Below are 26,104 nucleotides of genomic sequence, written 5' to 3'. Positions count from 1 at the left end.
TACGGATATGTCAGACGATGCGGTGTTCCCTCGCGTGCAGGTGGAGCAGGCCCGCAGCTGTGCGTGGGCCACGTCGCTCGACCGGGCGCGCGAGATGGTTCCCCCGAACCCGGCCGACGCGAGCCTGGCCGAAGCGGTCGACACGCTCCGTCGCCGCGGCATGACGGTGACCGACGCCCTCGCCCCGCACATCGGCGTCGCGGAGCTGGCCGCGGCCGATGTCTACGTGATTCCGCACCTCGCGCGGCCGGGCGTCGAGCGCGTCACGGGTGACCTGCCGCCCGTCTACGCCTCCGATGAGCTCGACGCGATCGAGCAGTACGTCCGGGACGGCGGCGGGCTCGTGGTGCTCGCCGAGTGCGACACCGCGACCTCGGGCAACAACCTCGACGAGCTGCTCGGCCGGTTCGGGGTGCACGTGGAGTCGGTGGTCGTGCAGGAGGCCGCGGGCGAGCGCAGGCACGGCGGCAACGCCACCTGGGTCCGCTCGGACATCGCGCCCGAGCTGGGCGGCCAGGGCATCGCCGCCGCCGTCGACGGCGCGTGCTTCTACCGCACCGGCGTCCTCGACCTCGCCGCCGCGCCCGACGCGACGATCCTGGCCCGCACCAGCGACACCGCCGCGCCCGGCGGTCGGCCCCTCGCCGCGGCACTGCAGGTCGATCGCGGCCGCGTCGTGGTCTTCGCGGACTCGGACCTCGTCGGCGACGACTCGATCGACGACCTCGACCAGCGCACCCTCTGGGCCAACGCGGTCACCTGGGCCGCCGGCGCCCACGAGGACGTGCCCGCCACCACCGACTCCGGCGCCGCGAGCACCCCCGACTGGGCCGCGCTCAAGCCCGCCGTGGAGGAGCTGCGCGGCCTCCAGGACGCGTCCGGCGCCGTCCCGGACCCCGCCGATCACGGCCGCGCCGGCGACCTGGTCGACGAGATCGTGACGCGGATCGCGGCGCTGGCCCCTCGCTTCCCCCACGACGCCGAGTACCTCGCCGCGCTGCCCTTCGACTTCCGGCGGTGGATCGAGGGTGGTTTCGAGCGCCCCGAGTTCGACGAGTCCCTCGCGGCGTTCCGCCCGGACCGGAACCGGGTGGACGGCGCCGAGCACCTCGTCGTCTTCCCCATGTACACGCAGAACGGCAACGCGGGCAAGGTCTTCGAGGCGGTGCTGCTGCGCGTCGTCTGGCCGCAGTGGCTGGCCGAGACCGAGCGCGTCTTCGACAACCGCCAGTTCCTGGCCGTGGCCTTCGAGGACTTCACCCCCGGCTACGACACCCACTCCGCGGTGCTCTTCCCCGAAACCGTGACCGTCGCGCAGACCCCGGAGTTCCACTGGGGCGCCATCTTCTGCGACCGCGAGGCGGCCCGGTTCCGCCGGGTGACCAGTGCGGCCGCCGAGATCCTCTCGCTGCGCCTGCCGCCCGACGGCGAGCGGCTCGTCGCCTCGCAGTCCCTCGCCCAGTCGACGTTCGCGCTGTGGGACCTGATCCACGACCGCACGCACAGCCGGGGCGACCTGCCCTTCGATCCGTTCATGATCAAGCAGCGGATGCCGTACTGGCAGTACTCGCTCGAGGAGCTGCGCTGCGACCTGACCACCTTCCGCGAGGCCTACCGCCTCCAGCAGGAGGGCCACCCGTACGGGCTGCCGGTGCAGCTGGCGATCCTCTGCGACCGCCTCTTCCGCTTCCCCATCACCGGGGACCGCGTACGCAACTACGACGGCCTCGGCGGGCAGCTCCTGTTCGCCTACCTGCACCGGCACGGCGCGCTGCGCTGGCGCGACAACCGCCTCTCCTTCGACTGGAAGGAGCTGCCGCTCCAGGTGATCCGGCTGACCGAGGAGATCGAGGAGCTCTACCGCACCGGCATCGACCGGTCGAAGGTGGGCCAGTGGCTCGCGAGCTACGAGTTCGTCTCCTCCTACGTCGCGCCCGGCCCCGGTTCGACCTGGGCGAAGGGCCCGTCGGCCCTGCCGCTCGACGGTCCGCCGAAGGCCCTGGTGGACCTCGTCCTCCCCGACGAGTTCCCCCTCAACATGTTCTACGAGGCGCTGCGGCGCAAGATGGGTCCTGTGATCGAGAGCGCGAAGGGCATCACGGCGGCGACGGCGACGGAGGTACCGGCATGAGCGGGGTGACGGGGCGCACCGTCGTGGTGACGGGCGCGAACGGGGCACTGGGCCAGGAGGTGGTGCGGCGGCTCGTCGCCGCCGGGGCGAAGCCCGCGGTGATCACGCGCGGCGCCCCGGCGGAGGCGATCGCCTCCCTCGACGGCGTCAGCGCCTACCGCGCGGACCTGTCCGACCGGGAGGCCACCGCGGAGGCGGTGCGCCGCATCGTCGCCGAGCACGGCGGCGCCGACGGCCTGCTGCACCTGGTGGGCGGCTGGCGCGGCGGCACGCCGATCGACGAGGCCGACCCCGCCGACTGGGACTTCCTCGAGGCGGGCCTGATCCGCAGCCTGCAGAACGTCTCGCAGCCGCTGTACCCGGCGCTCGCCGCCAGCGAGGACGCGCGCGTCGCCGTCATCTCCTCGGTCTCCGTGGCGAAGCCGACCGCGAAGAACGCTATGTACGCCTCCGCCAAGGCCGCGGCCGAGGCGTGGACCCTCGCCCTGGCCGACGGCTTCGCCGGGACCGGCGCGGCCGCGGCGGTCCTGCGGGTCATGGCGCTGCTCACTCCGCAGATGCGGGCCGACGCCCCGGAGCGGAAGTTCCCGCGCTACACGCCCATCGGCGACGTGGCCGACCGCCTCGTCGCACTGTGGGACGCCCCCGCGGCCGAGGTCAACGGCATCGTCGACACCCTGGTACCGGAGGTGACCGCATGACCCGCCTGCACGATCCCGCCAAGCGCGGATTCGCGAGCGACAACTACGCCGGCGTGCTGCCGGAGGTGCTCGAGGCGATCGCCGAGGCCAACCTCGGGCACCAGGGCGCGTACGGCGCCGACGACTACACCGCCGCGCTCGGCGAGCGGATCGCCGAGATCTTCGGCGCCGGGGCGAAGGCCTTCCCCGTCTTCAACGGCACCGGCGCGAACGTCGTCGCCCTGTCGGCGGTCTCCGACCGCTGGTCCGCGGTGGTCTGCGCCGATACCGGCCACATCCACGTCGACGAGGGCGGCGCCCCGGAGAAGCTCGCCGGGCTCAAGCTCTTCGTCGTGCCCACCACCGAGGGCAAGCTGACCCCCGAGGCCATCACCGCCGCCGTGCCCGACCGCGCGGGCGACGTGCACTGGGCGCAGCCGCGGGTGCTCTCGGTGGCGCAGTCCACCGAACTCGGCACGGTCTACAGCCCGGACGAGCTGCGGTCCCTCGCCGCGTACGCCCACGAGCGCGGCTGGCTGCTGCACATCGACGGCTCGCGCCTGGCGAACGCGGCCGCGAGCCTCGGCACGGACCTGCGGGCGATCACCACCGACGTCGGCGCCGACATCGTGAGCGTCGGCGGCACCAAGAGCGGCCTGCTCGGCGCGGAGCTGGTAGTCGTGCTCGACGCGGCCTCCGCGCCCGGGATCGAGTACGTGCGCAAGCTGTCGATGCAGCTGGCCTCGAAGCAGCGCTTCCTGGCCGCGCAGTTCCTCGCGCTGTTCTCGGACGACCGGTACCTGCGGGTCGCCGGGCACGCGAACGCGATGGCGCGGCTCCTCGCCGAGCTCACCGGCGGGATCGACGGGGTGACGATCACCCAGCCGGTGCAGTCCAACGCCGTCTTCGCCGAGCTCCCGCACGCCGCCGCCGAGGCGCTCATGGAGCGGGTGCCGTTCTACTTCTGGGACGAGATCCGCGGCGAGGTCCGCTGGATGTGCGCCTGGGACACCACCGAGGACGACGTCCGCGGCTTCGCCGCCCTCGTCGCCGAGGAGCTCAGCCGAACCGTGGGAATTTGACGTAGGCCAGGCCCATGAGGTCGATCGAGAGGTAGCCGAGGATCGCCGCGGCGACGCCGCCGCCCACCACGAGGGCGGCCCGCCAGGCGTCGCGGCGCGGCGCCTCGGTGAGCCACCAACCGATCCCCAGGAAGGTGACGATCGGCCCGAGCAGGGCGACGGGGAGGGCGGCGAAACCCGTGTCGCCCACGATGCGCACCAGCCGGGCAGTGCCGCCCAACACGGCCGAGACCGCGATGGTGACGCACAGCATCCGGGTCCAGCGGGGCCCGCCCGCGAGGAGCCGGTAGCCGAGCACCGAACCGGCCGCCCCGGCGAGCGCGACGAGCAGCGTCATCGCCGCGCCCTCCGCACGATCGCCCGGCCCGCGGCCATCCCCAGGGCCGCGACGGCGGGGGCCGCGAACAGGAAGCGCACACCCGCCGACGGGGGCATCGCGAGCAGGGACACCAGGCCGTAGACGCCCACCGAGCCGAATCCCGCCAGGACCCCGAAGACGAGGAAGGCGAACCAGCGGTCGCCGATCACGTCGCGGAGGGCGAAGAGCGCCCCGGTCAGGAGCGAGAGCACGGCGAGGCCCGCGATCCGGACGTCGAACTCCAGGGCCCGCCACGCCGGCGCGGAGGAGAGCCGGCTCGCGGCGACGGCGGCCAGAGCGCCGCCGAGCGCGACGCACGCCAGCGTGCGGCGGTCGGTGGGCAGCCGCGGGCCGTCGGACACCGTCGGAGGGGGTGGGATCTCCTGCACTCCGACGACGATACGTCCCGTCAGTACGCGCCGTCGGAGGCGAGCACCGTGCGCACGGTCCGCGCGATGATGCCCACGTCCCGGCCGAGCGACCAGTTCTCGACGTAGCCCACGTCGAGCCGGATCGACTCGTCCCAGCTGAGATTCGACCGGCCGTTGACCTGCCAAGCGCCGGTGACGCCGGGCTTGACCAGCATCCGGCGGAGCATGACCGGCGGATACTGCTCGACCTCGTGCGCGAGCGCCGGGCGCGGTCCGACCACCGACATCGACCCGCCGAGCACGTTGAAGAACTGCGGCAGCTCGTCCAGGCTGTACCGGCGGATGAACCGGCCCACCCGGGTGACCCGAGGATCGTTCTTGACCTTGAACAGCGGTCCGGCGCCCATGTTCTCGTCCGCCAGCACGTCGCGCCGGACATCGGAGTCGACGTGCATGCTGCGGAACTTGATCATGTCGAAGAGCTCGCCGCCCGCGCCGACGCGCTGGGCGCGGTAGAAGACGGGGCCGCGGCTGTCCGCCTTGACCGCGGCGGCGATCACGAGCATCACGGGAGCCGTCACGAGCACGCCGGTGCCGGCGACCGCGAGGTCGAGCAGGCGCTTACCGAGCCCGTAGGAGCGCGCGGGCTGCGGCGCTGCGACGTGCGTCATCGGGGTGCGCCCGACGGAGCCGGTGACCATGCGGGCGCGGGCGACGTCGGGCAGGCCGGCCGTGACCACGAGTTCGATGCCCTCCGCGGCGAGCTGCCACATAAGCTCACGGACGTCGTCGGGGCCGAGCGAGTCCGTGGCGGTGAGCACCACGATCCCGGCGCCGGTCTCGCGCGCCGACTCGATCACCGTGCGGTCGGTGCCCACGACGGGGATCCGCGTGCCGGAGAGCTCGATCGCGTCGACCACGACGGCGTCGTTCGCGGGGAGGCAGACGCCGACAACCTGCGCGCCCGCGGTGTCGGCCTGGAGCAGGCTCCGGGCGGACGCGGTGGCCGAGGCGAAGCCGCCGACCACGAGCGTGGGCACCGGGGCCACGGCGGCGGCGCTGTGCCGGAACCGGAGACGCACGAGGAGCGCGCCGGCCACGGCGACGGGCGCCGAGGCGACGAACAGCGCGTGCGGGAGCATCCAGGGGAAGAGCAGCTCGATCAGCGCCAGCGGCCCGTAGACGAGCTGAGCCGTGACGAGCACGCGGCGCAGCTCGGGCGAGCCGAGCTGGAGGAGGGGCAGGGCCATCGGCCGGGAGCGCCAGAGGCGGAGGAACCAGAACAGGTTCGCTCCGATGACGATGGCCGCCAGTTCGGGGACGCTCTCGCCTTCGGCGTAGCCGACCGTGAGTCCCGCGGCGGAGGCCGCGACGGCGACGGCCGCGTCCGCGGCGACGATCCGACGGCTCAGGCGGGTCCGGTGGGCATCTGCCACCGCGCGGGCCGAAGGAACCCGCGGCACGGCGATCATGGGGGTCGACGAAGCCGAGTGGTCGGGCGCGGCGGTCGAGGTCTTCTCGGGCGTGATGACGGCGACGGGCAAGGGCTCCGCCGGGGCGACAGGTGCCGCTGCCCAGGTGTCGATCGACAAGTCCCGCTCCTCACATTCGTCCGTCGCTGCGGGCCCGAAACAATGCGCCGTCCCCACTAGGCCAGAATCGACAATCTACATATTGCAGTTGCGAATAGCTAATCCAGTGAGCTTCGTCTCATGTCTTCGTGGTCCGGTGTGCGCATCGCCCCGCCCGGTGGGCGTGACGGTGCTCACGGCCACCCCCGGGTCCGGTGCGAATCACTCGCCGAGAACATCGTTCGCGCTGTTCACAAGCCATCCTCACCGCATCCGGGTCTCGGTCCTTCCGCGACGGCACCCCTCGACTCTCCGGGCGCCGCGCGGCGGATCGAATGGCCGCCGGTTGCTACCGTAGACCGTCAGCGTTGCAATCGCAAGATGATTAACCGTTTGCAACCAGAAAAGCTGTGAAGGTCTATGCTCAACGATCGAAGCCCCGCGAAGAGTTACGGAATACATCATGAAATGCCGTCTATGCGGCTCGCCCCGGCTGCGCAGCGTGGTCGATCTGGGCGCCACACCACCTTGTGAAATGTTCCTCACGGCAGCGGAACTGGACGGCCCCGAGCCCACCTACCCCCTGCACCTCCGGATCTGCGAGGAGTGCCTGCTCCTCCAGATCCCCGCGCTGATCCTCCCCGAGGAGACCTTCTCGGAGTACGCGTACTTCTCCTCGTTCTCGGCGAGCTGGGTCGACCACGCGCGCCGATTCGTCGACGACTCGATCCGACGCCTCGAACTCGACGGCGACAGCCTCATCATCGAGGTCGCGAGCAACGACGGATACCTGTTGCAGCACGCGGTCGCCGCCGGCGTGCCCTGCCTCGGCATCGAGCCCTCGGTCAACGTCGGGCAGGCCGCCCGCGACAAGGGTGTCCCGACGGTGACCGCCTTCCTCGGCCCGGAGACCGCCGCGCAGGTCCGCGCCGAGCACGGCCCCGCCGATCTCGTGGTCGCGAACAACGTCTACGCGCACATCCCCGACCTCCTGGGCTTCACCCAGGGCCTGCGGGGCCTGCTCGCGGACGACGGCTGGCTGAGCATCGAGGTGCACCACGCGCTCGCCCTCGTCGCCGAGGGCCAGTTCGACACGATCTACCACGAGCACTTCCAGTACTACACGGTGCTCAGCGCCCAGCGCGCGCTCGCGACCGCGGGCCTCGCGGTCGTCGACGTCGAGACCATCCCCACCCACGGCGGCTCGATCCGCGTCTGGGCGCGCCCCGACGGGGTCGCGCAGGCACCGTCGGACCGGGTGCGCGAGGTGCTGCGGATCGAGGAGGAGGCCGGGCTGCACGCGCTCTCCGGCTACACCGGCATGCAGGCGCAGGCCGACCGCGCCCGGCAGGACCTGCTCCGTTTCCTGCTCGAGTGCCGCGCCGCCGGCAAGCGGGTGGCCGGCTACGGCGCCCCGGGCAAGGGCAACACGCTGCTGAACTACTGCGGCATCCGGCCCGACCTGCTCGAGTACACCGTGGACCGCAATCCCTACAAGCACGGCCGGTTCACCCCCGGCACACGCATCCCCATCCACGAGCCCGAGCGGCTCGACGCCGACCGCCCCGACGTGATCGTCGTGCTGCCGTGGAACCTCGAGACCGAGATCACCGAGCAGCTGCGTCCCCTGATCGACCAGGGCACCGAGGTGGTCTACCCCATGCCCCAGTTGCACACCGCGCGGCCGGCCGCCGCCACCACGGAGGTCTGAGCGATGAAGGTTGTCCTGTTCTGCGGCGGCTACGGCATGCGCATGCGCAACACCGCGGACGACATGGTGCCCAAGCCCATGCAGCTGGTGGGCCCGCGGCCGCTGATCTGGCACGTCATGCGGTACTACGCGCACTTCGGGCACACCGAGTTCGTGCTGTGCCTGGGCTACGGCGCGCAGCACATCAAGAACTACTTCCTCAACTACCGCGAGACCGAGTCGAACGACTTCGTGATCCGCGGCGGCGAGGTGGAGCTGCTCGGCGCAGACATGCGCGACTGGACGATCACCTTCGTCGACACCGGCCTCGAATCCGCTATCGGCGAACGCCTCCGGCGCGCGCGGCCCTACCTGGACGGCGACGAGTACTTCCTCGCCAATTACGCCGACGTGCTCAGCGACGCCCCGATGAACACCATCATCGACCAGGTCAAGGAGACCGGTTCCGCCGCGTCGATGCTGCTGGTGCCGCCGCAGTCCTCGTTCCACTGCGTGGACGTGGACGGCGAGTCGAAGGTCACCGGCATCACTCCCGTCTCCGAGTTCCCGATCTGGGAGAACGGCGGCTACTTCGTGCTGACCCAGGAGGTGTTCGATCACCTGCCGCCCGGCGGCGACCTGGTGGCGGACTCGTGCACGGCGCTGGCCAAGGAGGGGAAGCTGTTGGGCTACAAGCACCGCGGCTTCTGGAAGCCGGCCGACACCTTCAAGGAGCGGGCCGACCTCGACGCCGGCTACGCCCGCGGCGACCGCCCCTGGATGGTGTGGAAGGACCCGGTCGGATGATCAGGCTCTCCGCCGGCCGGATCTCCGAGATCGCGGTCCTCGGCGCGCACTGCGACGACATCGCGATCGGCATGGGCGGAACCCTGCTCCAGATCGCGGAGGCCAATCCCGGTCTGCGCGTGCGGGCCTTCGTGGGCAGCGGCGCCGGCACCCCGCGGGAGGCGGAGGAGCGGGCGGCTCTCGCCGCGTTCGCGCCGGAGGCGGAACTGCACATCACGGTGCTGGACCTGCCCGACGGGCGGGCCCCCGCGCACTGGCAGCGGGAGAAATCCCTGCTGGCGCAGTTCAAGCGGTCGGCATCGCCCGACATCGTCTTCGCGCCCCACCGGGGCGACGCGCACCAGGACCACCGCCAGCTCGCGGAGCTGGTGCCGCAGGAGTTCCGGGACCACCTGATCCTCGGCTACGAGATCCTCAAGTGGGAGACCGACACCCCGCGGCCCACCGTCTTCAACCCGCTCTCGGCGTACGCCGCGATGGCGAAGACGCGGCTGCTCACGGAGCACTACCCCTCGCAGGTCGACCACGACTGGTTCGACGACGAGTCCTTCCTCGGCCTGGCGCGGCTGCGCGGCATCCAGTGCCGCTCCACCTACGCCGAGGGTTTCATGCTGGAAAAAGCGATCGTAGATCTCGGAGGAAATCGATGAAGGTCCTGCTCACGGGCAGCCAGGGATACCTGGGAACGGTGATGGCACCGATCCTGCGCGCGGACGGACACGAGGTCACCGGCCTCGACTCCGGGCTCTTCGCCGACCGCGTCCTCGGGCCGGCGGTCGCCGACCCGCCCACGATCACCACTGACCTGCGCGACGTGACCGTCGACGAGCTGCAGGGCTTCGACGCGGTGATCCACCTCGCGGCCCTGTCCAACGACCCCCTCGGCTCGCTGGCACCGGAGATCACCTACGACATCAACCACGCCGCGTCGAGCCGGCTCGCGCGGCTGGCGAAGGAGGCGGGCGTCTCCCGATTCCTGTACGCCTCCACGTGTTCCGTCTACGGCGCCGCGGGCGACGGCCTCGTGACCGAGGACGCCCCGCTCAACCCGATCACGCCGTACGCGATCAGCAAGGTGCGGGTCGAGGACGACGCCGCGGCCCTCGCGGACGCCGACTTCACGCCCGTCTTCCTGCGCAACGCCACGGCCTTCGGCTTCTCGCCGCGGCTGCGCGCGGACATCGTGCTCAACAACCTGATGGGCTACGCGGTGCTCACCGGCGAGGTGCTGGTGCTCTCCGACGGGACGCCGTGGCGCCCGCTGGTGCACGCACAGGACATCGCCCGCGCCTTCGCCACCTGCCTCACCGCGCCGAAGGACACGATCTCGGCGCGCGCCTACAACATCGGCACCGAGCGCAACAACGTGACCGTCGCCGAGATCGCGCAGGCCGTGGTCGACGTGGTGCCCGACGCCGCGGTCCGGATCACCGGCGAGGCGGGCAACGACCCGCGCTCCTACCGGGTCGACTTCTCCCGCGCCCGCGACGAACTCGGCTTCGAGGCGCAGTGGACGGTGGCGGACGGCGCGGCCGAGCTGCACCGTGCCTACACCGAGTACGGGCTCACCGAACGCTCCTTCCACGACGACTTCACCCGGCTCGCCGTGCTCAAGGAGCTGCAGGGCGAGGGCGCGATCGACGCGTCGATGCGCCGGCGATGACCAGCTCAGCCCAGGCGCGCGCGCAGGTCGGCCCACGTGCCGGCCGCGCGGTCCCGCGGCGAGACGATCGACGCGGCCAGCGGCCACTGCAGGGCCAGTTCCGGATCGGCGTGGTGCACCGCGAGATCCTCGGCGGGGTCGTGCGGGCGGTCGATCCGGTAGCAGACGTCCGCCACGTCGGTCAGCGCCTGGAAGCCGTGCAGGAAGCCCGGCGGCACGTACAGCGTGCGGAAGGCCTCGTCGTCCAGGCGGAAGGCCTGCGACCGGCCAAAGGTGGGCGAGTACGGTCGCGCGTCCACCAGGACGTCGTGCACCGCGCCGTGCGCGCAGCGCACCAGCTTGGCCTCTCCCCGGCCGGAGCGGCCGTGCATCCCGCGGAGCACGCCCCGCACCGAGCGGGACTGCGAGTCCTGCACGAATCGCGCTGCGGCGCCCGGCTCCCCGAGGTACTCGTCGAAGATCTCCGCATCGAAGGTGCGGGTGAACAGGCCCCGGTCGTCGGCGTGCGGAGTGGGAACCAGCAGCAGGACGTCGGCCAGGTCGGTCTGCTCGATGCGCATGAGGACATGCTGCCATGAGACACGCCCGTGCGTGCCGCGCCTGCGGCTCTCCCAAGCTCACCCGGGTGCTGGACCTCGGCCGCGTCCCCGCGGCGGACCACTTCCCGCCCGCCGGATCCCCGGTGGACCCCGGCGAATCCGCGCATCCGCTCGCGATGGACCTGTGCGCGGCGTGCGGCCTCGCGCAACTCGCCGACGACGACACCGTGACGGACGAGCCGCGCGGCGTGGAGCCGCGCGCCCTGCGCGAGCAGGCCGCCGACGCGGTGAGCCGGGTCGCCGACGCCGGCCTCCTCCCCGGTACGACGGTGCGCGAGTTCGGCAGCCCGCACGGCGGCACCTGGGTGCCGCTGCTCGCGGACCGCGGCTTCCACGACACCGATGGCCCCGCCGACGTGGTGCTCGACAGCTTCGGGATCATGCACGAGCCGGACCAGCGGGCCGCCTTCGCCGCGCGCGCGGCGGCCGTCGCGCCCGGCGGCGTGCTGCTCCTGCAGTACCAGCCGCTCGGCGGCATCGTCAATCAGCAGCAGTGGACCGCCCTGCGGCACGGCCACTTCGGCTACTACACGCTGACGGCCCTGCTGCGGCTGCTCGCCGCCGCCGGCCTGGAGCCGGTGCGCGCCTTCGAGTTCGACCTGTACGGCGGCACCGTGCTGCTCGCGGTGCGGCACGCCGGCACGGCCGATGTCGTTCCCGGCGCGGGCGTCGCCGACCCCGTCGTGCGCCGGATCCTCGCGACCGAGGCCGAAGCCGGCCTCGGCACCCCCGCGGGCCTGCGCACCCTCAGCGCCGCGCCCGCCGACCAGGCCCGGGCGCTCCGGGAGTGGGCGCAGGGGCACGCCGCGGCGGGCCGCACCGTCGCGGCCTACGGCGCCGCATCGCGGGCCGTGGCCCTGTTCGCGCTCGCCGGGCTCGACGCGGGCCTCGTGACCTGCGTGGCCGACGCGTCACCGTCGAAGCAGGGGCGCCGCATGCCCGGCACCGACATCCCGATCGTCGCGCCCGAGCACCTGATCACCCTCGACGGCCCCGTCGTGCTGACGCTGCCCGACCTGTACGACGAGGTGCTCGACGCCTGGCCCGCCCTCCGTGGAAGATTGGTGAACCAACCATGACCGAACCCGGATTCGCCCGTTCCCGCGCGCTGCAGGACCGCCTGCACCACCTGGTGCCCGGCGGCGCGCACACCTACGCCCGCGGCGCCGATCAGTACCCCGAGTTCATGCCGCCCGTGCTGACCCGCGGCCGCGGCGCGCGGGTCTGGGACGCGGACGGCAACGAATACGTCGAGTACGGCATGGGACTGCGCGCCGTGACCCTGGGGCACGCCTACCCGCCCGTCGTGGGGGCCGTCCGCGCCTGCCTCGACGACGGCCTGAGCTTCAGCCGGCCCACGACGACCGAGCTCGACGCCGCCGAGGACTTCCTCGAGCTGGTGCCGACCGCGGACATGGTGAAGTTCGGCAAGAACGGCTCCGACGCCACCACCGCCGCCGTCCGGCTGGCCCGCGCCGTGACCGGCCGCGAGCTGGTGGCGATCTGCGATCAGCCCTTCTTCTCCGTGGACGACTGGTTCATCGGCGTCACGGACATGAACGCCGGAATCCCCGCGGCGGCGCGGGATGCCACCGTGCGCTTCCGCTACAACGACGCCGATTCCCTGCGCACGCTGTTCGCCGAGTACCCGGGCGCCATCGCGGCGGTCTTCCTCGAGGCGGCCACCGCGCTCGCCGAGCCGGAGCCCGGCTTCCTGGAGACCGTCCGGGCCCTGTGCGACGAGCACGGCGCCCTTCTGGTCTTCGACGAGATGATCACCGGCTTCCGCTGGTCGCCGCACGGCGCGCAGTCGGTGTACGGCGTGACGCCCGACCTCTCCTGCTGGGGCAAGGCCATGGGCAACGGCTTCCCGATCGCCGCGCTCGCCGGCAAGCGCGAGTTCATGGAACTGGGCGGCCTGAACACCGACGCCGAACGCGTCTTCCTGCTGTCCACGACGCACGGTCCGGAGTCGGTCTCGCTCACCGCCTTCCGCGCCGTCGCCCGGGCCTACCGGGAGGGCGATCCGGTGGGCGCGATGGAGCGGGCCGGGCGCCGCCTGGCCGACGGGGTGAACGCCGCCGCCGAGGCCGCGGGCGTCGGCGACGCGGTGCGGGCGATCGGCCGGCCCTCTTGCCTCGTCTTCACCACCCGCGATGCCGACGGCGCACCGTCGCAGGCGTATCGCACGCTGTTCCTGCAGGAGCTGCTGCGCCGCGGTGTGCTCGGGCAGTCCTTCGTGATCTCCGCCGCGCACATCGACGCCGACGTCGATCACACCGTCGACGCCGTCGCGCAGGCGCTCGTGCCCTACCGGAAGGCGTTGGAGGCGGGCACCGTCGACGGGCTGCTGCAGGGCCGTCCCGTGGCGCCCGCGCTGCGGCGGACCGCCGCGCCGCGGCGGCTGCGCGGCGCCTGACCCCTCAGCGCAGGTGGGTGAGCAGGCGGGCGTCGGTCCAGCCGCCCACAGGAGGCGCCCAGCCCTCGTCGACGAAACCGGCCGCGACCAGCCGCTCCACGACGGGGTGACCGGCGGGCACGGTGACCGAGACCCGGCGCAGATGCTCGTCCTCGCTCAGCCGGTGGCGCGCGTAGGCGGCGAGCGGCTCCGCGGCCCGGGGGTCCGGTGGCGTGCCGAGGGGCGTGACGTGCACGTCGATCGTCCCGGTGCCCAGGTCGACCCGGCCGATCGCGCGATCCACCCGCCCGTCCGGATGCGTCACGACGATCCCCGTCAGGCCGCCCGAGAGCAGGGCACGCCGGGCGTCGGCGCGCGGCACGCCGGCGAGAACGGCCGCCGCGAGCGTCTCGTCCGGGCCCGCCGGGGTGATCTCCGAACCCTCCGCGGCGATCCGGAACTCCTTACCGGGCACGGCATCCGGACGCCGGATCGCGTCGCGGAGGGCGGCGCGGCCGCGCCGCGCGGCGAGGTGCAGCACGGCGAGGGACAGGGGCAGCAGGGAGCGGTTCTCGGGGCTGGTCACGCCGATAGACTATGTCTGTGATCGCACAAACGCACGTGCTCGTCGTCGGCCCCGCCGCGCCCGGGCCGTCCAGCCGCGGCGGCATCGCCACGGTGGTCGGCCACATGGCGGCGCAACCGGACCCGTCGATCGACGTGCGGCTGGTGACCACGTACATCGACGGCACCGTCGGACAGCGGCTGCGGGCGGGGCTGGCCGGCATGGCGCGGGGCGTGCTCGCGGTGCTGCGCGGCCGCGTCGACGTCGTGCACGTGCACCTCTCGCACGGCGGCAGCGTGGTCCGGAAGGCGCCGGTGCTCTGGGCCGCGCGCGTGCGCGGCGTGCCCGCCGTGGTGCACGGGCACAGCTTCGACTTCGGCGGCTGGGTCGCGGGGCTGCCCGCCCCCGCCCGTCCGCTCGTGCGGGCCGCGCTGCCCGCCGATCGGTGGCTCGTGCTCGGCACCGGGCTGGCCGAGGAGTACGCGGCCGCGATGGCGCTGCCGCGCGGCGCGGTGGAGGTGCTCTACAACCCCGTGCCCCCGGTCCCGGATCACGGGGACGACGGTGCCCTGGTCGACGGCGTCGTCCGGGCGGTCGCGCTCGGCCGCCTCGGCGTCCGGAAGGGCAGCTACGACCTCGTCGCGGCGGTGGCCGCGCTGCCGCCCGCGGTGCGCGCTCGGCTGCATCTGACCCTCGCGGGCGACGGCGAGGTGGACGAGGTGCGCGCCGCCGTCGCGGCCGCCGACGTCGGCGACGCGGTGACGGTGAGCGGCTGGGTCGACCCCGCGGGGCGCGATGCGCTGCTCGCCACCGCACAGGTCTTCGCGCTGCCGAGCTACGACGAGGGCCTGCCCATGGCCCTCCTGGAGGCGATGGCCGCGGGCCTCGCGCCGCTGACCACCCCCGTCGGCGCCATCCCCGACGCGATCACCGACGGCGTGGACGGCGTCCTGGTACCGCCGGGCGACGTGCCCGCCCTCGCCGGTGCGCTCGCGCGATTGGTCGAGGATCCCGCACTGCGGGAGACGATCTCGACCGGGGCCCGCCGGCGTGCCGGGGATTTCGCGATCGCCCCCTGGCACGCGCGGCTCGCGACGTTGTGGACGGAACTCGCGCGACCGCGTCCGTAGCCCGCGCCGACCGTTGAGCCGCGGGACTATGCGCGTGACAGGTGTTCGGGCTTCTCGATGATCGCCGACTGGGACTGCTTGCGGGACAGGCCCGGCGCGGGGAACCAAACGTCCGGGCCCGGGGCGTCGTAGGCCCAGAGCGGCCCGTGGAAGGCCGAGGACGTGCCGAAGTAGGTGACCGACAAGCCGTAGGTGTCGGCGAGCGCGTACCAGCGGTCACCGAGCAGGTTCCACTGCTCCGCGTTCGCCGCGGACTGGCCGGGGCCGTACCAGCCGACCTCGCCGACGGAGCAGCTCACCGCGCTGCGCCGGCACCACTCGCCGAAGTCCCGCAGCCGGCCGATGAAACCCCGCTCGTAGCCCCGGTCGACCCAGGGCTTGCCCGCGTCGCGGACGTAGTCCTCGTCGAGCTTCGCGGCGTCGAAGACCTCACCCTCGCTGCTGTTGCGCGCCGGGTACATGTGCTGCGAGTAGACGATGCGCCGCAGCGGATCGTCCACCCAGCCGCCGGACGGATCCGTGTAGAGGAAGTCCGTGTACGGCGAGCAGCACAGCCCCTCCACCCAGATCGTCTTCCGATCGCCGTTCTCGCGGAGCGCCCGGACGACCGAATTCACGTGCCGCTGGTAGACGGAGTACGCCGGCTTGTCCGGCGCCTGCAGGTCCCGGCGGGTGGGATGGCTGAACCGCGTGGGCTCGTTGAACAGGTCGTAGGCGATCACCGCGGGATCGTCCCGGAACGCGTCCGAGAAGGTCCGCCACACCCGGTCCGTCTGATCCGTGCTCAGCCCCGCGCCGCAGACGAGCGGCGCCGATGTCGTCTTCGGCTTGCGCCATTCGCACCCGGAGTGCAGCGTGAGCACCACGCGCAGGCCCGCCGCCTTGATCTTGCCCACCTCCGAGCGGACCGCGTTCCAGTACGCCGGGTGGAAGTCCTCCTCGCCCGTGTCCAGATCCGGTTGCAGGAAGTTCCAGTCGACGGGGAGGCGGATCAGGCGGTGGCCGAGCTGCTGCAACCGCACGTAGGTCGAGAGCGGCTCCCCGGTCCCCGTGACCGTCGGGTGGTCGTAGATCGTGACCGCCTGCGTCAGGAGGGTGGCGATGTTGATGCCCCGCAGGCCGTCCGTCGACTGCTCGGGCGCCGCCGACCGCGGCACGGCGACGGTCGCGCCCAGGAGGGCGCAGACGAGGAGCACGACGACGGCGGTACGGCGGATCGCACTCATTCCTTCACCCCCGCAACGCCACCCGGCCGGGCGCACAACGTACTGGGCCGTCCGGCCACCATGCAGTCTACTGCAGTCGCAAAGGACGGTGGTAGCCTGCCTTCGTGTCGCAAGAAGTGCGCATCCTCGGCGTCGAATTCGACGATCTCCCGCTCGAGTCCGCGGTGTCCCGCCTGCAGGCGGCCGCGCGTGGACCTGCGGGCAGCACCGTCGTCTTCCCCAACGCCGCGACGCTCAACGTGGCCGCGCGATCGGACGAGTACCGGGACGTCCTCAACGCGTCGACCTTCGTCTTCGGTGACGGCACGGGCGTGCGTTGGGCGGCACGCATGCGCGGAGTCCAGCTGCGCGCCAACCTCAACGGCACCGACGTGATCCCCGCCCTGCTGGAGGCGAGCCCCGGCCTGCGGGTGTACCTGCTGGGCGGGACCGAGGACGTCAACGCCGCCGCCGCGGCCGCCGCCGAGCGGCGCTTTCCCGTCGAGGTCGCGGGTCGGCACCACGGCTACTTCGACCTGTCGGACGGCGCGGAGGTCCTGGCCGCGATCGACGCCGCCGCGCCCGACGTGCTGTTGGTCGGCTTCGGGAACCCGCTGCAGGAGGAGTGGATCGAGCGGAACCGCTCCGCGATGCGGGTCCCGCTCACCGCCGGCGTGGGCGGTCTCTTCGGCTTCTGGGCCGGCACCCGCACCCGGGCGCCCGGGCAGGCCCGGCGACTGGGCGTCGAATGGGTCGACATCCTGCTGCGGGAGCCGCACAAGGCCGGGCGGTACCTGTTGGGCAACCCCCTGTTCCTGCTCCGCGCGATACGTACCCGCGCGGCCGATCGCCGGCACTGACCGGCCCGGAACCGGGGACACCGCTCACGCGCGGATCGCGACCAGGGACTTCACCAGGCCCGCGAACCGCTCGAACCAGACCTCCGAATCGGGGAAGTACCGCCGCATCTGCGAGATCCCGACCAGATCGATCTCGTCGACCTGGTCCTGCGCCTCGGCGCGGGTACGGGTGCGGATGTGGCCGCGGTTCCAGCGCAGGGAGATCTGCGTCCGGGCCTCGTAGGGCAGCCATTGCATGCCGGGGAACAGCCAGTGCGGCTCGACCGGGAAGTACCGGTAGGGCGTCTGCACCCAGTGCCGGTCCGCGAGCGCGTGCACGTTGTCGGCCAGGCGCTGCCTCTGGACGTGTCCGCCGACGTGCTCCAGCAGCGAGTTCGAGAAGACCAGGTCGAATCGGTCCGCCGCGATCGCCGCCGGGAGGGCGCAGGCGTCGCCCTGCACGGCGACGATGTCGGGCGACCACGACTGAAGGTCCATCAGGTTCACGGTGGTCACGGAGACGGGCCGTTCCGGGGCGAGGCGCCAGGAGTCGGGGGTGCCACCCAGGTCGAGCACCCGCATCTCCGCGAAGTCCGGGAATCGACGCAGCAGCTCGTCCCACCGCCGGGCGCGGGCGCGACCCGACAGCGATCGCTCCGAGTCCACCCCGGTCACCGCGTCACGAAGCCAATCCGCCATGTCCGTCTCCTTCGACCTCGCCCGCACCGCGGGTCCGATGAGTGATGTCGTGCTGGTGAGTGATGTCGTGCTGGGCCGTGTTCCGCTTCCCCGCCGCGCGCAGCAGCTCCGCGCCGAGCGCGTCCGCGGACACCGGCGCCGCGTGCACGCGCAGGTAGTGCGCGTGCGCGGCCCGGCCGCGCCGCTCGGCCTCCGCGGGGTCGGCGAGGCCGTCGAAGGCGCGGGCCAGGCCCGCCACGTCGTCCACGCCGATCGGATCCTCGCCGGGCGGCTGGAACTCGGGAAGCGCGCCCTCGGGGGAGACGATCGGCGTCACCCCGAGCTGCATCGCGAGCACCTGGACTCCGCTCTGCGTCGCGCGCCGGTAGTGCACCACCGAGCCCTTGGCCCGGGCCATCGGCTCCAGCACGTCGGCGTACGAGTACCGGCCCCGCCGCCAGCGCACCGCCGGAAGCAGGTCCGGGGAGAGATCACCGTCGCCGATGAGGATCAGCTCGTCGCCGCGCCACCCCGGCCCGGCGACGTGCCGCTCCCACGCCGCGAGGGTGACGCCGAGGTTCTTGTACTCGGAGAGGCGCCCGAACACCACGAAGTCGCGGCGTCCCGCGGCCCCGACGAGCGGCGGCACGCGCGTCTCGTCGAGGTCGCTGGTGAGCGGCGCCACCGCGGACGCGCCGATGCGCTCGCCGACGTAGTCGCTGAACGCGACCGTTCCCGCCGCTGATTCCGCCCACCGGCCGAAGAGCCGACGCTCCCACGCGGGGAAGACCTCGTCGGCGCCGTGCGGCCGGTCGTCGTGGATGAGGTTCACGCGCGGCGCGCCGCCGGTGAGCAGCATCCACCGCGGGTCGCGCACCAGTTCGGTCACCACCACGTCGGGCACGAAGGACCGCGCAGCCCGCAGCTCCCGCGCGAAGCCGGGCCAGGTCGAGGCGGTGCGGGGCCGCGCGTCGAGCACCCGCTCGTAGGACCGCGCACCGTCGGACTCCGGGTGCTGGTCCGTGGTCACCAGGACCACCTCCCACCCGGCGTCCTGGAGCTGTTCGCAGTACACCCGGGCCAGGGGGCGCATCCAGGGCGAGAGCCAGAGCACGCGCCCCGTCACCGGAGGACTCCGGCGAAGGCGGCCTCGTAGCCGTCGGCCATGGCCTCGATCGAGTAGTTCGCCCGCATCCGCTCGAAGCCCCGATCGCCCAGGGCCGGCCACGCCTCGGGGTGCGCGAGCAGGTCGGTCATCGCGGCGCGCCAACCGTCGACGGTGACGTCCTCGACGAGGCGCCCGGCCTCGCCGTGGGCGAGCATCTCCGGGACCGCACCGGTGGCGGACGCGACCACCGGGACGCCGCGGGCCATGGCCTCGAGGATCACCAGCGGGAAGGCCTCGTCCCGGCTCGGCACACACAGCAGATCCGCGTCGGCGAGCCCGGCGTCCGGGCCCTGGACCCAGCCGCGCCAATGCACCCGATCCCGTGCCGCAGGGGGCGTGAGCGGCTCGAGGCGCTCGCGGTCCGGGCCGTCGCCGAAGATCGACAGCTCCCACGGCGCGTCGATCCCCGCCAGGGCCTCTACCAGCAGCTGCGGGTTCTTCCACTCGACGATCCGGCTGAGCATCACGAGGTGCGGCGGCCGGCCTGCGGCGCGGGCGGGCCGGGAGGGCGGCACGGAGTCGAGTTCGGTCGCCGAGACGATGCCGTTCGGCGCGGTGAACACCGGTTTACCCAGGTCCTGGAACTGCGGGCCCACATCCCAATGACCGGGAGCCAGCCCGACGAAACCGTCGGCACGGCGCATCGCGCGGGCCAGCGGCGCCGAGAACGTCGTGCCGTTCGGCCCGAACCACGAATGCGCTGCCACCAGCCACCGTCGATCCTTCGAGCCGGCGCGCCACAGCGAGGCGAACCCCGTCTCGGTGTTCGTCGTGGCGCTGATCAGGATCTGCGGACCCGATACCGGGTCCAGCACGGGGGCCCACCAGGGCTGGCGCACCACGCGCACCGAATGCGGGATCTCGGCGACGATGGGGCCCAGTCGCTGCATGCAGGCGATGGTCACGGGGTAACCCCGACGATCCAACTCCGCCGCGAGCAGCGCGTGCTGCCGCTCCGCGCCGCCGTACACCAGCCGGTTGGTCGTGATCACGATCGCCGGCTTCGCCGTCCGCCGTGCGGTCGCCTTCGCACGGCGCGTCGACCGCTGCAGTCGGTCGAGCAGAGCAGTGCCCGCCAGGTACGTATCGGCGGCACGAACGCCGCGGTCGTGCTCGAGGTTCAGGGCGATGTTCGCGCGCAGCAGGTCGGTCGAGCGGCGCCCGGCCTTCGCGTCATCGGCGACGGTGCCGTGGCCGGCGTGCTCGACTCCCGCATCGTCGGTCAGCACCAACCGCCAGCCCGCGCGCCGGGCGCGCCACTGCCAGTCGGACTCCTCGCCGTAGAGGAAGAACTCCTCGTCGAACGGCCCGAGCGCCTCCCACGCGTCGCGCTGGATCGCGAGGCAGGCACCCGTCAGGTAGCCCTCCACCTCGCCGGGCGCCTCCCCGTACAGGTCCGACAACGGAGTCCCCCGCAACCGTGCGGCGTAGCCCGCGTAGGAGGTCAGCGCGCGGACCGTGCCCCGCCGACGGTGCGCGACGTCCCAATCGCGTCCGTCGCTCGCGGAAAGTGCTGAATCCTGAATTCTTGGAGCAGCGGCGGCGACGCCCGGCGAGCGCAACGCCACTCGCGTCACGGCCAGATCCCCGAGCAGCAGCGCATCGGGATTGAGCAGCAGCAGGTCGGCCTCCGGCGCGAGCGCGGCGAGCCGGTTGACCCCCGCGGCGAAGCCCCTGTTCGTTCCGTCGGTGTACCACTCGACGTCCGGGAACGCGGCGTGGAGCTCGGCGATCCCCGGCCAGTCCGGTCCGGAATTATCCCAGATCAGGGTGCGGATACCCGGGAGGTGCAGTGCCACCGACTCGAGGCACGCCCGCAGATCCACCGGATTCCGGTAGGCGACGACGAGGACGACGAGCGGGTGCTCCCCCGCTTCGGCGGGCGGCGGCGCCGATCCCAGACCGCCGCGCAGGTACGCACGATCCAGTTCGCTCGGCACGAACATCTCCTCACGCGTCATCGGGCGCTATCAGCTTCGTCATACTATACGCAATGACAACGCATGACGATTCGTCATCGCATCATCGCGGCCACATCGCTCCGCGGGACGAGAGGACGGCCATGGAGGCACCGGGGGGATCACATCGACGACAGCATCCTCGCCAAGTGCCCGGCCATGACGTCGGTCGTGAACCGCTCCCGCGCTCGGGCCGCGGCCGCGCGGCCCATCTCGGTCCGCGCGGCCTCGTCAGTGAGCAACTCCCCGACGGCCGCGGCGAGCGCCTCGGGATCCTCCGGGGGCACGAGCAGGCCGGTCACGCCGTGCTCGACGTAGTCCGCGACGCCGGGATTGTCGGTGACCACGACGGGTCGGCCGCTGGCCATCGCCTCCAGCACCACCGTGAGCCCGGAGCCGGTGACGGTAGGATGGAGCGCAATCGCAACAACGGACGCCCGGGCGTAGAGGTCGCGGATCCGTCCGTCCAACCGCTCGGTGTGCACCGTGACCAGGCCCTCCGGAGCGTCGAAGGGCAGACCGGAGGCCAGCTCGAGATGGGTGTCCGGACGCTGCGCACGCACCTTCGCCAGTGCACGGATCAGCGTCGCGTGGTCCCGGAACCGGTCCTCCCCGGCGCTCACCACGAGCCCCGGAGTACCCGGACCCGGTTGTCGGACGTAGAAATCGGTATCGATTCCCAGGGGGATGAACTGCGTACGGGAAGCGGCAAGCCCCCACTCCCGCTGGAGCACGGGCAGCACGGCCGAGCACTGGGCCCATACCGCGCCGGCACGCGGCAGCGCCCGCGCCGCGAGCTCGCCGTGCACACGGCCCGCGTTCGCGCGGGTCGTCAGCCAGCCGATCCCGGCGGCGACCGGCGTCCGGCCGGTGAGCAGCGCCGGGACTCCGGTGCGCTCGTCGTAGGACAGGATCGCGTCGGCGCCGTGCGCGCCCACGCCGAGCACCCGCTCGACGAATTCGTAGCCGTCGGTGCGGTGCCGTACCGAACGGGCGACCCGGTCCTCGATCCTGCCCCGGAGCCCGCCCGCGGGTTGCGCCGAAGCGAACGTGACGCGCATGCCGTGGTCCTCGAGTCGATGGAGTCCGTACGGTGACCGATCCGGAACGTCGCCCTCGGCGTGCCGACGAGCCCACTCCGTCGCCGTCAATCCCCCAGCAAGAGGCACCGTCACCCGCACCGAACAGTCCTTTCGATTCGGCGGCTCCCCGGTCCGAGTCCCATGTCTCGACACCGCCCGATGATGAGACTATCGAGTCGCAAACAGATAATCACCGCGGACGGGCATCCCCGCGGCTCATCGCCCGAGCCTTCGGCCTCCAGTTGGCGGCGCGGATCGTCGGCCTCGTCGCCTCGCTCGCGACGATGGCGATCACCACGACCCACCTCGGCCTGATCTCGTACGGCCACCTGACCGCCGCCATCGTCTTCATCGGCCTGTGGACCAGCCTCACCGAACTCGGCATCGGGGCGGTCGTGGTCCGGCGCGTCACCTCCGGTGCCGGTGACCTGCGGCAACTCATCCGCGTCAACGTCGGCCTGTCGCTCGCGTACTGCGTGCCGCTCTCAGCGGCGGCGGTGATCACCGGCGCGCTGATCTACCGCGACACCGCCGAGGTACCGATGATGATCGCGATCATCGCCGGCGGCCTTGCGCTGACCACCCTGGCGTCCTGCTTCCAACCGCTGTTCATGACCAATGTGCGGTTCGGTGCGGTCGCCGTGTCGGACGTCGGCGGGCGCGCGCTCTCCCTCGTGGGCACGATCGTGCTGGTCCGGATCGACGCCGACCTGGTGTGGTTCGCCGCGGTCCAGCTGGTCCCGCCGCTGGTCATGCTGATCATCCAGGGCTTCGTGGCGCACCGCGCCGTCGGCATCCGGCCCGTCTTCTCGGCGCGGCAGAGCTGGGACCTGGTCCGGGAGAGCCTGCCGCAGACCGGCGTGCTGATCATCGCGGCTCTGTACTGGCGGGCCGACGCCTTCCTCCTCAGTGTGCTGAGCACGCCGCAGCAGACCGGCGCCTACGGCCTCGCGTATCAGATCACGTCGAACGCGACCGTGATCTCCGCCGTCTTCCTCGCCTCCTCGCTGTCCACGATGACGAATCTGTTCGCGACCGATAAGGAGCGCTTCGCCGCATTCGTGCAACGCAGCGCGGAGGCCCTGATCTTCGTCGGTGCGCCGATCGCGCTCGTCGGCGGCGTCCTCTCGCCGAGCATCATCGGCCTGCTCAGCACGGCGGAGTTCGTCGAGGTCGGCGGCCGGACGCTGAGCCTGCTGTTCATCGCAGTCTCGGTCACCTTCGTCACGGCCGTCCTCAGTCAGGGCCTGTTCGCGGCGCACGACCAGGTCTTCCTGCTGCGCCTCAACGTGGTGAACCTGATCGGCAACATCGCCCTGAACGTGATCCTGATCCCGTTCTACGGCGCGATCGGGGCCGCCGCCGCGCTCATCATCAGCGAGGTCATCGGCATGGTGGTCGCCGGCTGGCGGCTGCGCTCCCGCGCGCCGTTCCGTCCGCCGTGGCAGTACCTGTTCCGGCTCGCGGTGCCGCTGGGCGTGGCGGTGATCGTCGCGATCGTGCTGCGCCATCAGTTCGTCCTGATCCCGCTCCTCGCATCCGCCGGCGCCTATCTCCTCACCAGCGCGATCGCGGGTCCGATCCGATTGTCGGCCCTGATCGGCATGGCCTCGCGCTCGCCCGAGCGGGAGTCGGAGTGATCCAGACCGTAGAAGTACACTCCAGCGAACCTGCGTAGTACAGTCAATGCTCGGAACACTGCAATTGCAACTGCGCTAGGGGGTCCCCGTAAATGAACGTCGCTGGTTTCCTGCGCTGGGCGCTCACCAAACCCGCCATCATCGTGCTGGTGCTGCTGGCCGGCATCACGGGCGGAGTCATCGGGTGGAAGTCGACCACGACCCACTTCGAGACCTCGGCGGCCGTGCTCGTGATCGGGCCTGGTGCGGGCAGCCGCAACGCGATGGACAACCCGTTCACCGGTCTCAACAGCGGTGCCGCCCAGATGGCGCACGTGCTGACGACCGTCGCGCAGTCCGCCGGGGGCCGCGCGGCCCTCGAGAAGAGCGGCTCCTCCCCCGACGTGGTGATGCTCGCGAGCGCCGGCGACGGCAACTCGACGCAGATCTCCCCGCTCATCACTTTCACCGTGAGCGCCCCCGAGGCCTGGCGATCCGAGGCCGGCGCCAACGCCCTCATCGAGTTCTGGCGCACCGAGCTCCGGAAGATGCAGGTCGAGGCCGGCGTCGTCGGCGACTCCTACGCGGACCTGCGGGTTCCCGTCGCGCCGACGCCGGGCGAGGAGGTCGGCGGCAACCCCCTGCGCGCCGCCATGGGCCTGGCCATGGGAGCGGCGCTCGCCACCCTGACCCTCTGCCTCATCGCCGCGGCCGCCTGGGAGGCGTTCCGGGCGCGCCGCCGCAAGAGCTCGGGTGACGCCTCCCGCACCGTCCCGATCCCCGTGCAGACGCAGACGACGCCCGCGACGCCCGAGGAGCTCACCGCCGAGTCGGCCGCACTGGCCGGGATCGTGCCCGCGGCGCCCGAGTTCGGTGCCGAATCGGATGCCGGCGCGCCGTCGCGCACCGTGCCCGCGGCGATCCCGATCCGCCCGCCGGGCGACGCGGCCCGTCGCGCGATGACCCGGTGGCGCGACCGCGTGGAGGAGGTCCCGGAGGAGTCCGAGATCCCGCTCCCGGACCTCGACGACACCGCAGCCGGCGACACCGGCGACCGGGTTCAGAACGCCTGATGGCCACCGTCACCGACCGCGGCGCGCCATCGACGCGGGCCTGGTCGGTGCTGCGGTCCCCCGGCCGCTCGACCACGAGTCCTCCCGACCTGCCGTTCGCCCTGTTCGTCGGCACCGCGTGCTTCTTCCTCCTCGGGATGCAGCAGACCTTCACCGTTCCCGGGACCTTCGGACTGAGCGTGGGCCAGACGCTGTTCGCCGGCGCCGGGATCACCTGGGTGTGCCTGAACATCACCGGCTTCTCCGGCCCGGTCCGGGACCGGGTCACCCTGTTCGCGGTGCTCGGCTACGTGACCACGTCGTTCCTCTCCTTCGGGGCCAGCCAGATGCGCGGCGTGCCCTACGTCGCCCAGGTGGCACTCGACCGGTACATCCTCGGCGACCTGTACCTCCTCGGCGCCGTGCTCTTCCTGCTCACGGTGCTGCGCTCGGTCGGCAGCCTGCGGATCGTGATCGGCGGGCTCGTGATCGGCGCCACCCTGTCCGCCTGGTTCGGCCTGGTCAAGGTGGCCACCGGCATCGACCTCGCCGCCTACTTCACGCTGCCGGGCCTCAACTTCCGGGACTACCAGATCGTCACCAACCTGATGCGTGAGGGCGTCGCGCGCCCGCAGGGCAGCGCCGGCCATCCGCTCGAGCTGAGCGCCATCCTCACCGTGATGACCCCGCTCGGGGTGGCGCTCGCGCTCGAGGCCAAGGCCCGCCGCGTGAACACCTACTGGCTGTGGACGGGATGCACGGTGATCCTCGTCGGCGGCGCCCTCGTCACGCTGTCGCGGTCCGCAGTCGTCGGCACGGCGGCGGCCGTCGCCGTCATGTGCTGGCGCTGGCCGATCACCCGCGTCGCAGCCGTCCTCGTCGCCGGCGGGACCGCGATCGGCCTGGGCCTGCTGTTCCAGCTGAAGTTCATCTCCGCGATGTTCGCGGTGTTCGCCGGCGCCTTCGGCGACGACTCGCTCCACTCCCGGGGCCGCGGGCTCGCCTACGCGAGCGAACACTTCTGGGAGCATCCGTGGCTGGGGCAGGGCGTGGGCGCCTACCCGGCGCTCAAGCAACCGGTGCTCGACAACCAGTACGTCTCCCGCCTGATGGAGGCCGGTGTCATCGGCTTCGCGACCTTCGTCGCGGCGCTCGTGGTGGGCCTGCTCCTGGCACTGCGCTCGTCGCGGTCGAAGAACCCGTCCATCGCCGAGCTCAGCGGCGGGATCGCGGGAGCCCTCGCCGCGGTGGCCGTGATCTCACTGATCCTGGACACGGCCGGATTCGTCCAGATCTGGTTCCTCACCTGGATCCTCATCGCCCTGGCCGGGGTGGCGAACAGCCTGCGCAAGGACGACGAGGCGGCGCGCGGCGCCGCGCCCGCACCGGCCGACGCGCCCGCGCGGGGCGACCTGCCCGCGCCGCGCCCCGCCGGCGTCTAGCGCGGGTCCACCGCCC

24 protein-coding genes are annotated in these 26,104 nt (G+C 72.3%); 14 read left to right on the top strand and 10 right to left on the bottom strand.

Annotated elements, in window-relative coordinates:
• Positions 1-7 precede the first annotated feature (7 nt).
• Genes ACLQ3K_RS03980 through ACLQ3K_RS03970 form a run of 3 tightly spaced genes read left to right on the top strand, consistent with a single transcriptional unit; the run spans position 8 to position 3,893 of the window.
• On the top strand, positions 8-2,131 hold the full coding sequence (locus tag ACLQ3K_RS03980; protein WP_425997192.1) for a DUF6421 family protein: 2,124 nt from the start codon (positions 8-10) through the stop codon (positions 2,129-2,131).
• Positions 2,128-2,832 (top strand): SDR family NAD(P)-dependent oxidoreductase, encoded by a 705-nt coding sequence (locus ACLQ3K_RS03975; protein WP_336669524.1) that lies wholly within the window; start codon positions 2,128-2,130, stop codon positions 2,830-2,832. The genes ACLQ3K_RS03980 and ACLQ3K_RS03975 overlap by 4 nt, the downstream gene beginning before the upstream one ends.
• On the top strand, positions 2,829-3,893 hold the full coding sequence (locus ACLQ3K_RS03970) for a threonine aldolase family protein (RefSeq protein WP_336669523.1): 1,065 nt from the start codon (positions 2,829-2,831) through the stop codon (positions 3,891-3,893). Before ACLQ3K_RS03975 ends, ACLQ3K_RS03970 begins: the two co-directional genes overlap by 4 nt.
• Here ACLQ3K_RS03970 and ACLQ3K_RS03965 read toward each other — a convergent pair.
• The 3 genes from ACLQ3K_RS03965 to ACLQ3K_RS03955 are packed head-to-tail and all read right to left on the bottom strand — an operon-like array spanning position 3,871 to position 6,214.
• A complete protein-coding gene (locus tag ACLQ3K_RS03965) occupies positions 3,871-4,230 on the bottom strand; it encodes a hypothetical protein (RefSeq protein WP_336669522.1) in 360 nt (119 codons plus the stop codon). The genes ACLQ3K_RS03970 and ACLQ3K_RS03965 overlap by 23 nt on opposite strands.
• Positions 4,227-4,640 (bottom strand): hypothetical protein, encoded by a 414-nt coding sequence (locus tag ACLQ3K_RS03960; protein WP_336669521.1) that lies wholly within the window; start codon positions 4,638-4,640, stop codon positions 4,227-4,229. Before ACLQ3K_RS03960 ends, ACLQ3K_RS03965 begins: the two co-directional genes overlap by 4 nt.
• Before the next feature lie 20 nt (positions 4,641-4,660).
• Positions 4,661-6,214 carry a sugar transferase gene (locus ACLQ3K_RS03955; protein WP_224644843.1) on the bottom strand — a complete coding sequence of 518 codons (1,554 nt, stop codon included), beginning with the start codon at positions 6,212-6,214 and terminating at the stop codon, positions 4,661-4,663.
• Between the two features lie 442 nt (positions 6,215-6,656).
• Between ACLQ3K_RS03955 and ACLQ3K_RS03950 the strand changes: the two genes are divergently transcribed.
• Genes ACLQ3K_RS03950 through ACLQ3K_RS03935 form a run of 4 tightly spaced genes read left to right on the top strand, consistent with a single transcriptional unit; the run spans position 6,657 to position 10,353 of the window.
• Positions 6,657-7,904 (top strand): class I SAM-dependent methyltransferase, encoded by a 1,248-nt coding sequence (locus tag ACLQ3K_RS03950; RefSeq protein WP_224644842.1) that lies wholly within the window; start codon positions 6,657-6,659, stop codon positions 7,902-7,904.
• 3 nt (positions 7,905-7,907) lie between these two features.
• Positions 7,908-8,690: a glucose-1-phosphate cytidylyltransferase gene (locus tag ACLQ3K_RS03945; protein ID WP_336669520.1), complete on the top strand. Its 783-nt coding sequence runs from the start codon at positions 7,908-7,910 to the stop codon at positions 8,688-8,690.
• Positions 8,687-9,340 (top strand): PIG-L deacetylase family protein, encoded by a 654-nt coding sequence (locus ACLQ3K_RS03940; RefSeq protein ID WP_425997188.1) that lies wholly within the window; start codon positions 8,687-8,689, stop codon positions 9,338-9,340. Before ACLQ3K_RS03945 ends, ACLQ3K_RS03940 begins: the two co-directional genes overlap by 4 nt.
• A complete protein-coding gene (locus ACLQ3K_RS03935) occupies positions 9,337-10,353 on the top strand; it encodes an NAD-dependent epimerase/dehydratase family protein (protein WP_425997186.1) in 1,017 nt (338 codons plus the stop codon). The genes ACLQ3K_RS03940 and ACLQ3K_RS03935 overlap by 4 nt, the downstream gene beginning before the upstream one ends.
• Before the next feature lie 5 nt (positions 10,354-10,358).
• Here ACLQ3K_RS03935 and rfbC read toward each other — a convergent pair whose 3' ends face one another.
• Positions 10,359-10,913 (bottom strand): dTDP-4-dehydrorhamnose 3,5-epimerase, encoded by a 555-nt coding sequence (rfbC, locus tag ACLQ3K_RS03930; RefSeq protein WP_224644838.1) that lies wholly within the window; start codon positions 10,911-10,913, stop codon positions 10,359-10,361.
• A gap of 14 nt (positions 10,914-10,927) precedes the next feature.
• Here rfbC and ACLQ3K_RS03925 point away from each other — a divergent pair, with 14 nt between their 5' ends.
• Positions 10,928-12,031 (top strand): class I SAM-dependent methyltransferase, encoded by a 1,104-nt coding sequence (locus tag ACLQ3K_RS03925; RefSeq protein WP_425997184.1) that lies wholly within the window; start codon positions 10,928-10,930, stop codon positions 12,029-12,031.
• On the top strand, positions 12,028-13,371 hold the full coding sequence (locus ACLQ3K_RS03920; RefSeq protein WP_425997182.1) for a glutamate-1-semialdehyde 2,1-aminomutase: 1,344 nt from the start codon (positions 12,028-12,030) through the stop codon (positions 13,369-13,371). The genes ACLQ3K_RS03925 and ACLQ3K_RS03920 overlap by 4 nt, the downstream gene beginning before the upstream one ends.
• A 4-nt stretch (positions 13,372-13,375) precedes the next feature.
• Here the strand turns inward: ACLQ3K_RS03920 and ACLQ3K_RS03915 are convergent, their stop codons facing one another.
• Positions 13,376-13,936 carry a hypothetical protein gene (locus tag ACLQ3K_RS03915; protein WP_224644835.1) on the bottom strand — a complete coding sequence of 187 codons (561 nt, stop codon included), beginning with the start codon at positions 13,934-13,936 and terminating at the stop codon, positions 13,376-13,378.
• An 11-nt stretch (positions 13,937-13,947) separates the two neighbouring features.
• On the opposite strand from ACLQ3K_RS03915, the gene ACLQ3K_RS03910 reads away from it, so the two are divergent.
• Entirely contained in the window at positions 13,948-15,045 is a 1,098-nt protein-coding gene (locus ACLQ3K_RS03910) for a glycosyltransferase family 4 protein (RefSeq protein ID WP_425997180.1), read from the top strand.
• A 26-nt stretch (positions 15,046-15,071) separates the two neighbouring features.
• Here the strand turns inward: ACLQ3K_RS03910 and ACLQ3K_RS03905 are convergent, their stop codons facing one another.
• Entirely contained in the window at positions 15,072-16,271 is a 1,200-nt protein-coding gene (locus ACLQ3K_RS03905; protein WP_425997178.1) for a glycoside hydrolase family 5 protein, read from the bottom strand.
• A 104-nt stretch (positions 16,272-16,375) separates the two neighbouring features.
• Between ACLQ3K_RS03905 and ACLQ3K_RS03900 the strand changes: the two genes are divergently transcribed.
• A complete protein-coding gene (locus ACLQ3K_RS03900) occupies positions 16,376-17,110 on the top strand; it encodes a WecB/TagA/CpsF family glycosyltransferase (protein ID WP_425997176.1) in 735 nt (244 codons plus the stop codon).
• 24 nt (positions 17,111-17,134) lie between these two features.
• On the opposite strand, the gene ACLQ3K_RS03895 is transcribed toward ACLQ3K_RS03900, so the two are convergent.
• The 4 genes from ACLQ3K_RS03895 to ACLQ3K_RS03880 all read right to left on the bottom strand — a co-directional run bounded on the left by ACLQ3K_RS03895 (position 17,135) and on the right by ACLQ3K_RS03880 (position 21,954).
• Positions 17,135-17,788: a class I SAM-dependent methyltransferase gene (locus tag ACLQ3K_RS03895; RefSeq protein WP_425997174.1), complete on the bottom strand. Its 654-nt coding sequence runs from the start codon at positions 17,786-17,788 to the stop codon at positions 17,135-17,137.
• Positions 17,769-18,881, bottom strand: a complete 1,113-nt coding sequence (locus ACLQ3K_RS03890; RefSeq protein ID WP_425998119.1) for a glycosyltransferase family 4 protein — start codon at positions 18,879-18,881, stop codon at positions 17,769-17,771. The genes ACLQ3K_RS03895 and ACLQ3K_RS03890 overlap by 20 nt, the downstream gene beginning before the upstream one ends.
• Before the next feature lie 8 nt (positions 18,882-18,889).
• Positions 18,890-20,875, bottom strand: coding sequence for a glycosyltransferase (locus ACLQ3K_RS03885; protein WP_425997172.1), 1,986 nt, complete (start codon positions 20,873-20,875; stop codon positions 18,890-18,892).
• A gap of 140 nt (positions 20,876-21,015) precedes the next feature.
• Complete coding sequence (locus tag ACLQ3K_RS03880; protein WP_425997170.1) at positions 21,016-21,954, bottom strand: glycosyltransferase family 4 protein; 939 nt, start codon at positions 21,952-21,954, stop codon at positions 21,016-21,018.
• A 263-nt stretch (positions 21,955-22,217) separates the two neighbouring features.
• On the opposite strand from ACLQ3K_RS03880, the gene ACLQ3K_RS03875 reads away from it, so the two are divergent.
• The 3 genes from ACLQ3K_RS03875 (at position 22,218) to ACLQ3K_RS03865 (ending at position 26,088) form a co-directional block, all read left to right on the top strand.
• On the top strand, positions 22,218-23,615 hold the full coding sequence (locus tag ACLQ3K_RS03875; protein ID WP_224644828.1) for an oligosaccharide flippase family protein: 1,398 nt from the start codon (positions 22,218-22,220) through the stop codon (positions 23,613-23,615).
• Between the two features lie 92 nt (positions 23,616-23,707).
• Positions 23,708-24,667 (top strand): hypothetical protein, encoded by a 960-nt coding sequence (locus tag ACLQ3K_RS03870; RefSeq protein ID WP_425997168.1) that lies wholly within the window; start codon positions 23,708-23,710, stop codon positions 24,665-24,667.
• Positions 24,667-26,088 carry an O-antigen ligase family protein gene (locus ACLQ3K_RS03865; protein WP_425997166.1) on the top strand — a complete coding sequence of 474 codons (1,422 nt, stop codon included), beginning with the start codon at positions 24,667-24,669 and terminating at the stop codon, positions 26,086-26,088. Before ACLQ3K_RS03870 ends, ACLQ3K_RS03865 begins: the two co-directional genes overlap by 1 nt.
• The last annotated feature ends 16 nt before the right edge of the window (positions 26,089-26,104 follow it).

This window comes from Tsukamurella sp. DT100 (assembly GCF_049844855.1).
In the GTDB taxonomy this organism is placed as follows: Bacteria; Actinomycetota; Actinomycetes; order Mycobacteriales; family Mycobacteriaceae; genus Tsukamurella.
The sequence above is the reverse complement of the archived record's forward strand: the minus strand, read 5'-3'. Positions and strand labels throughout refer to the sequence as shown.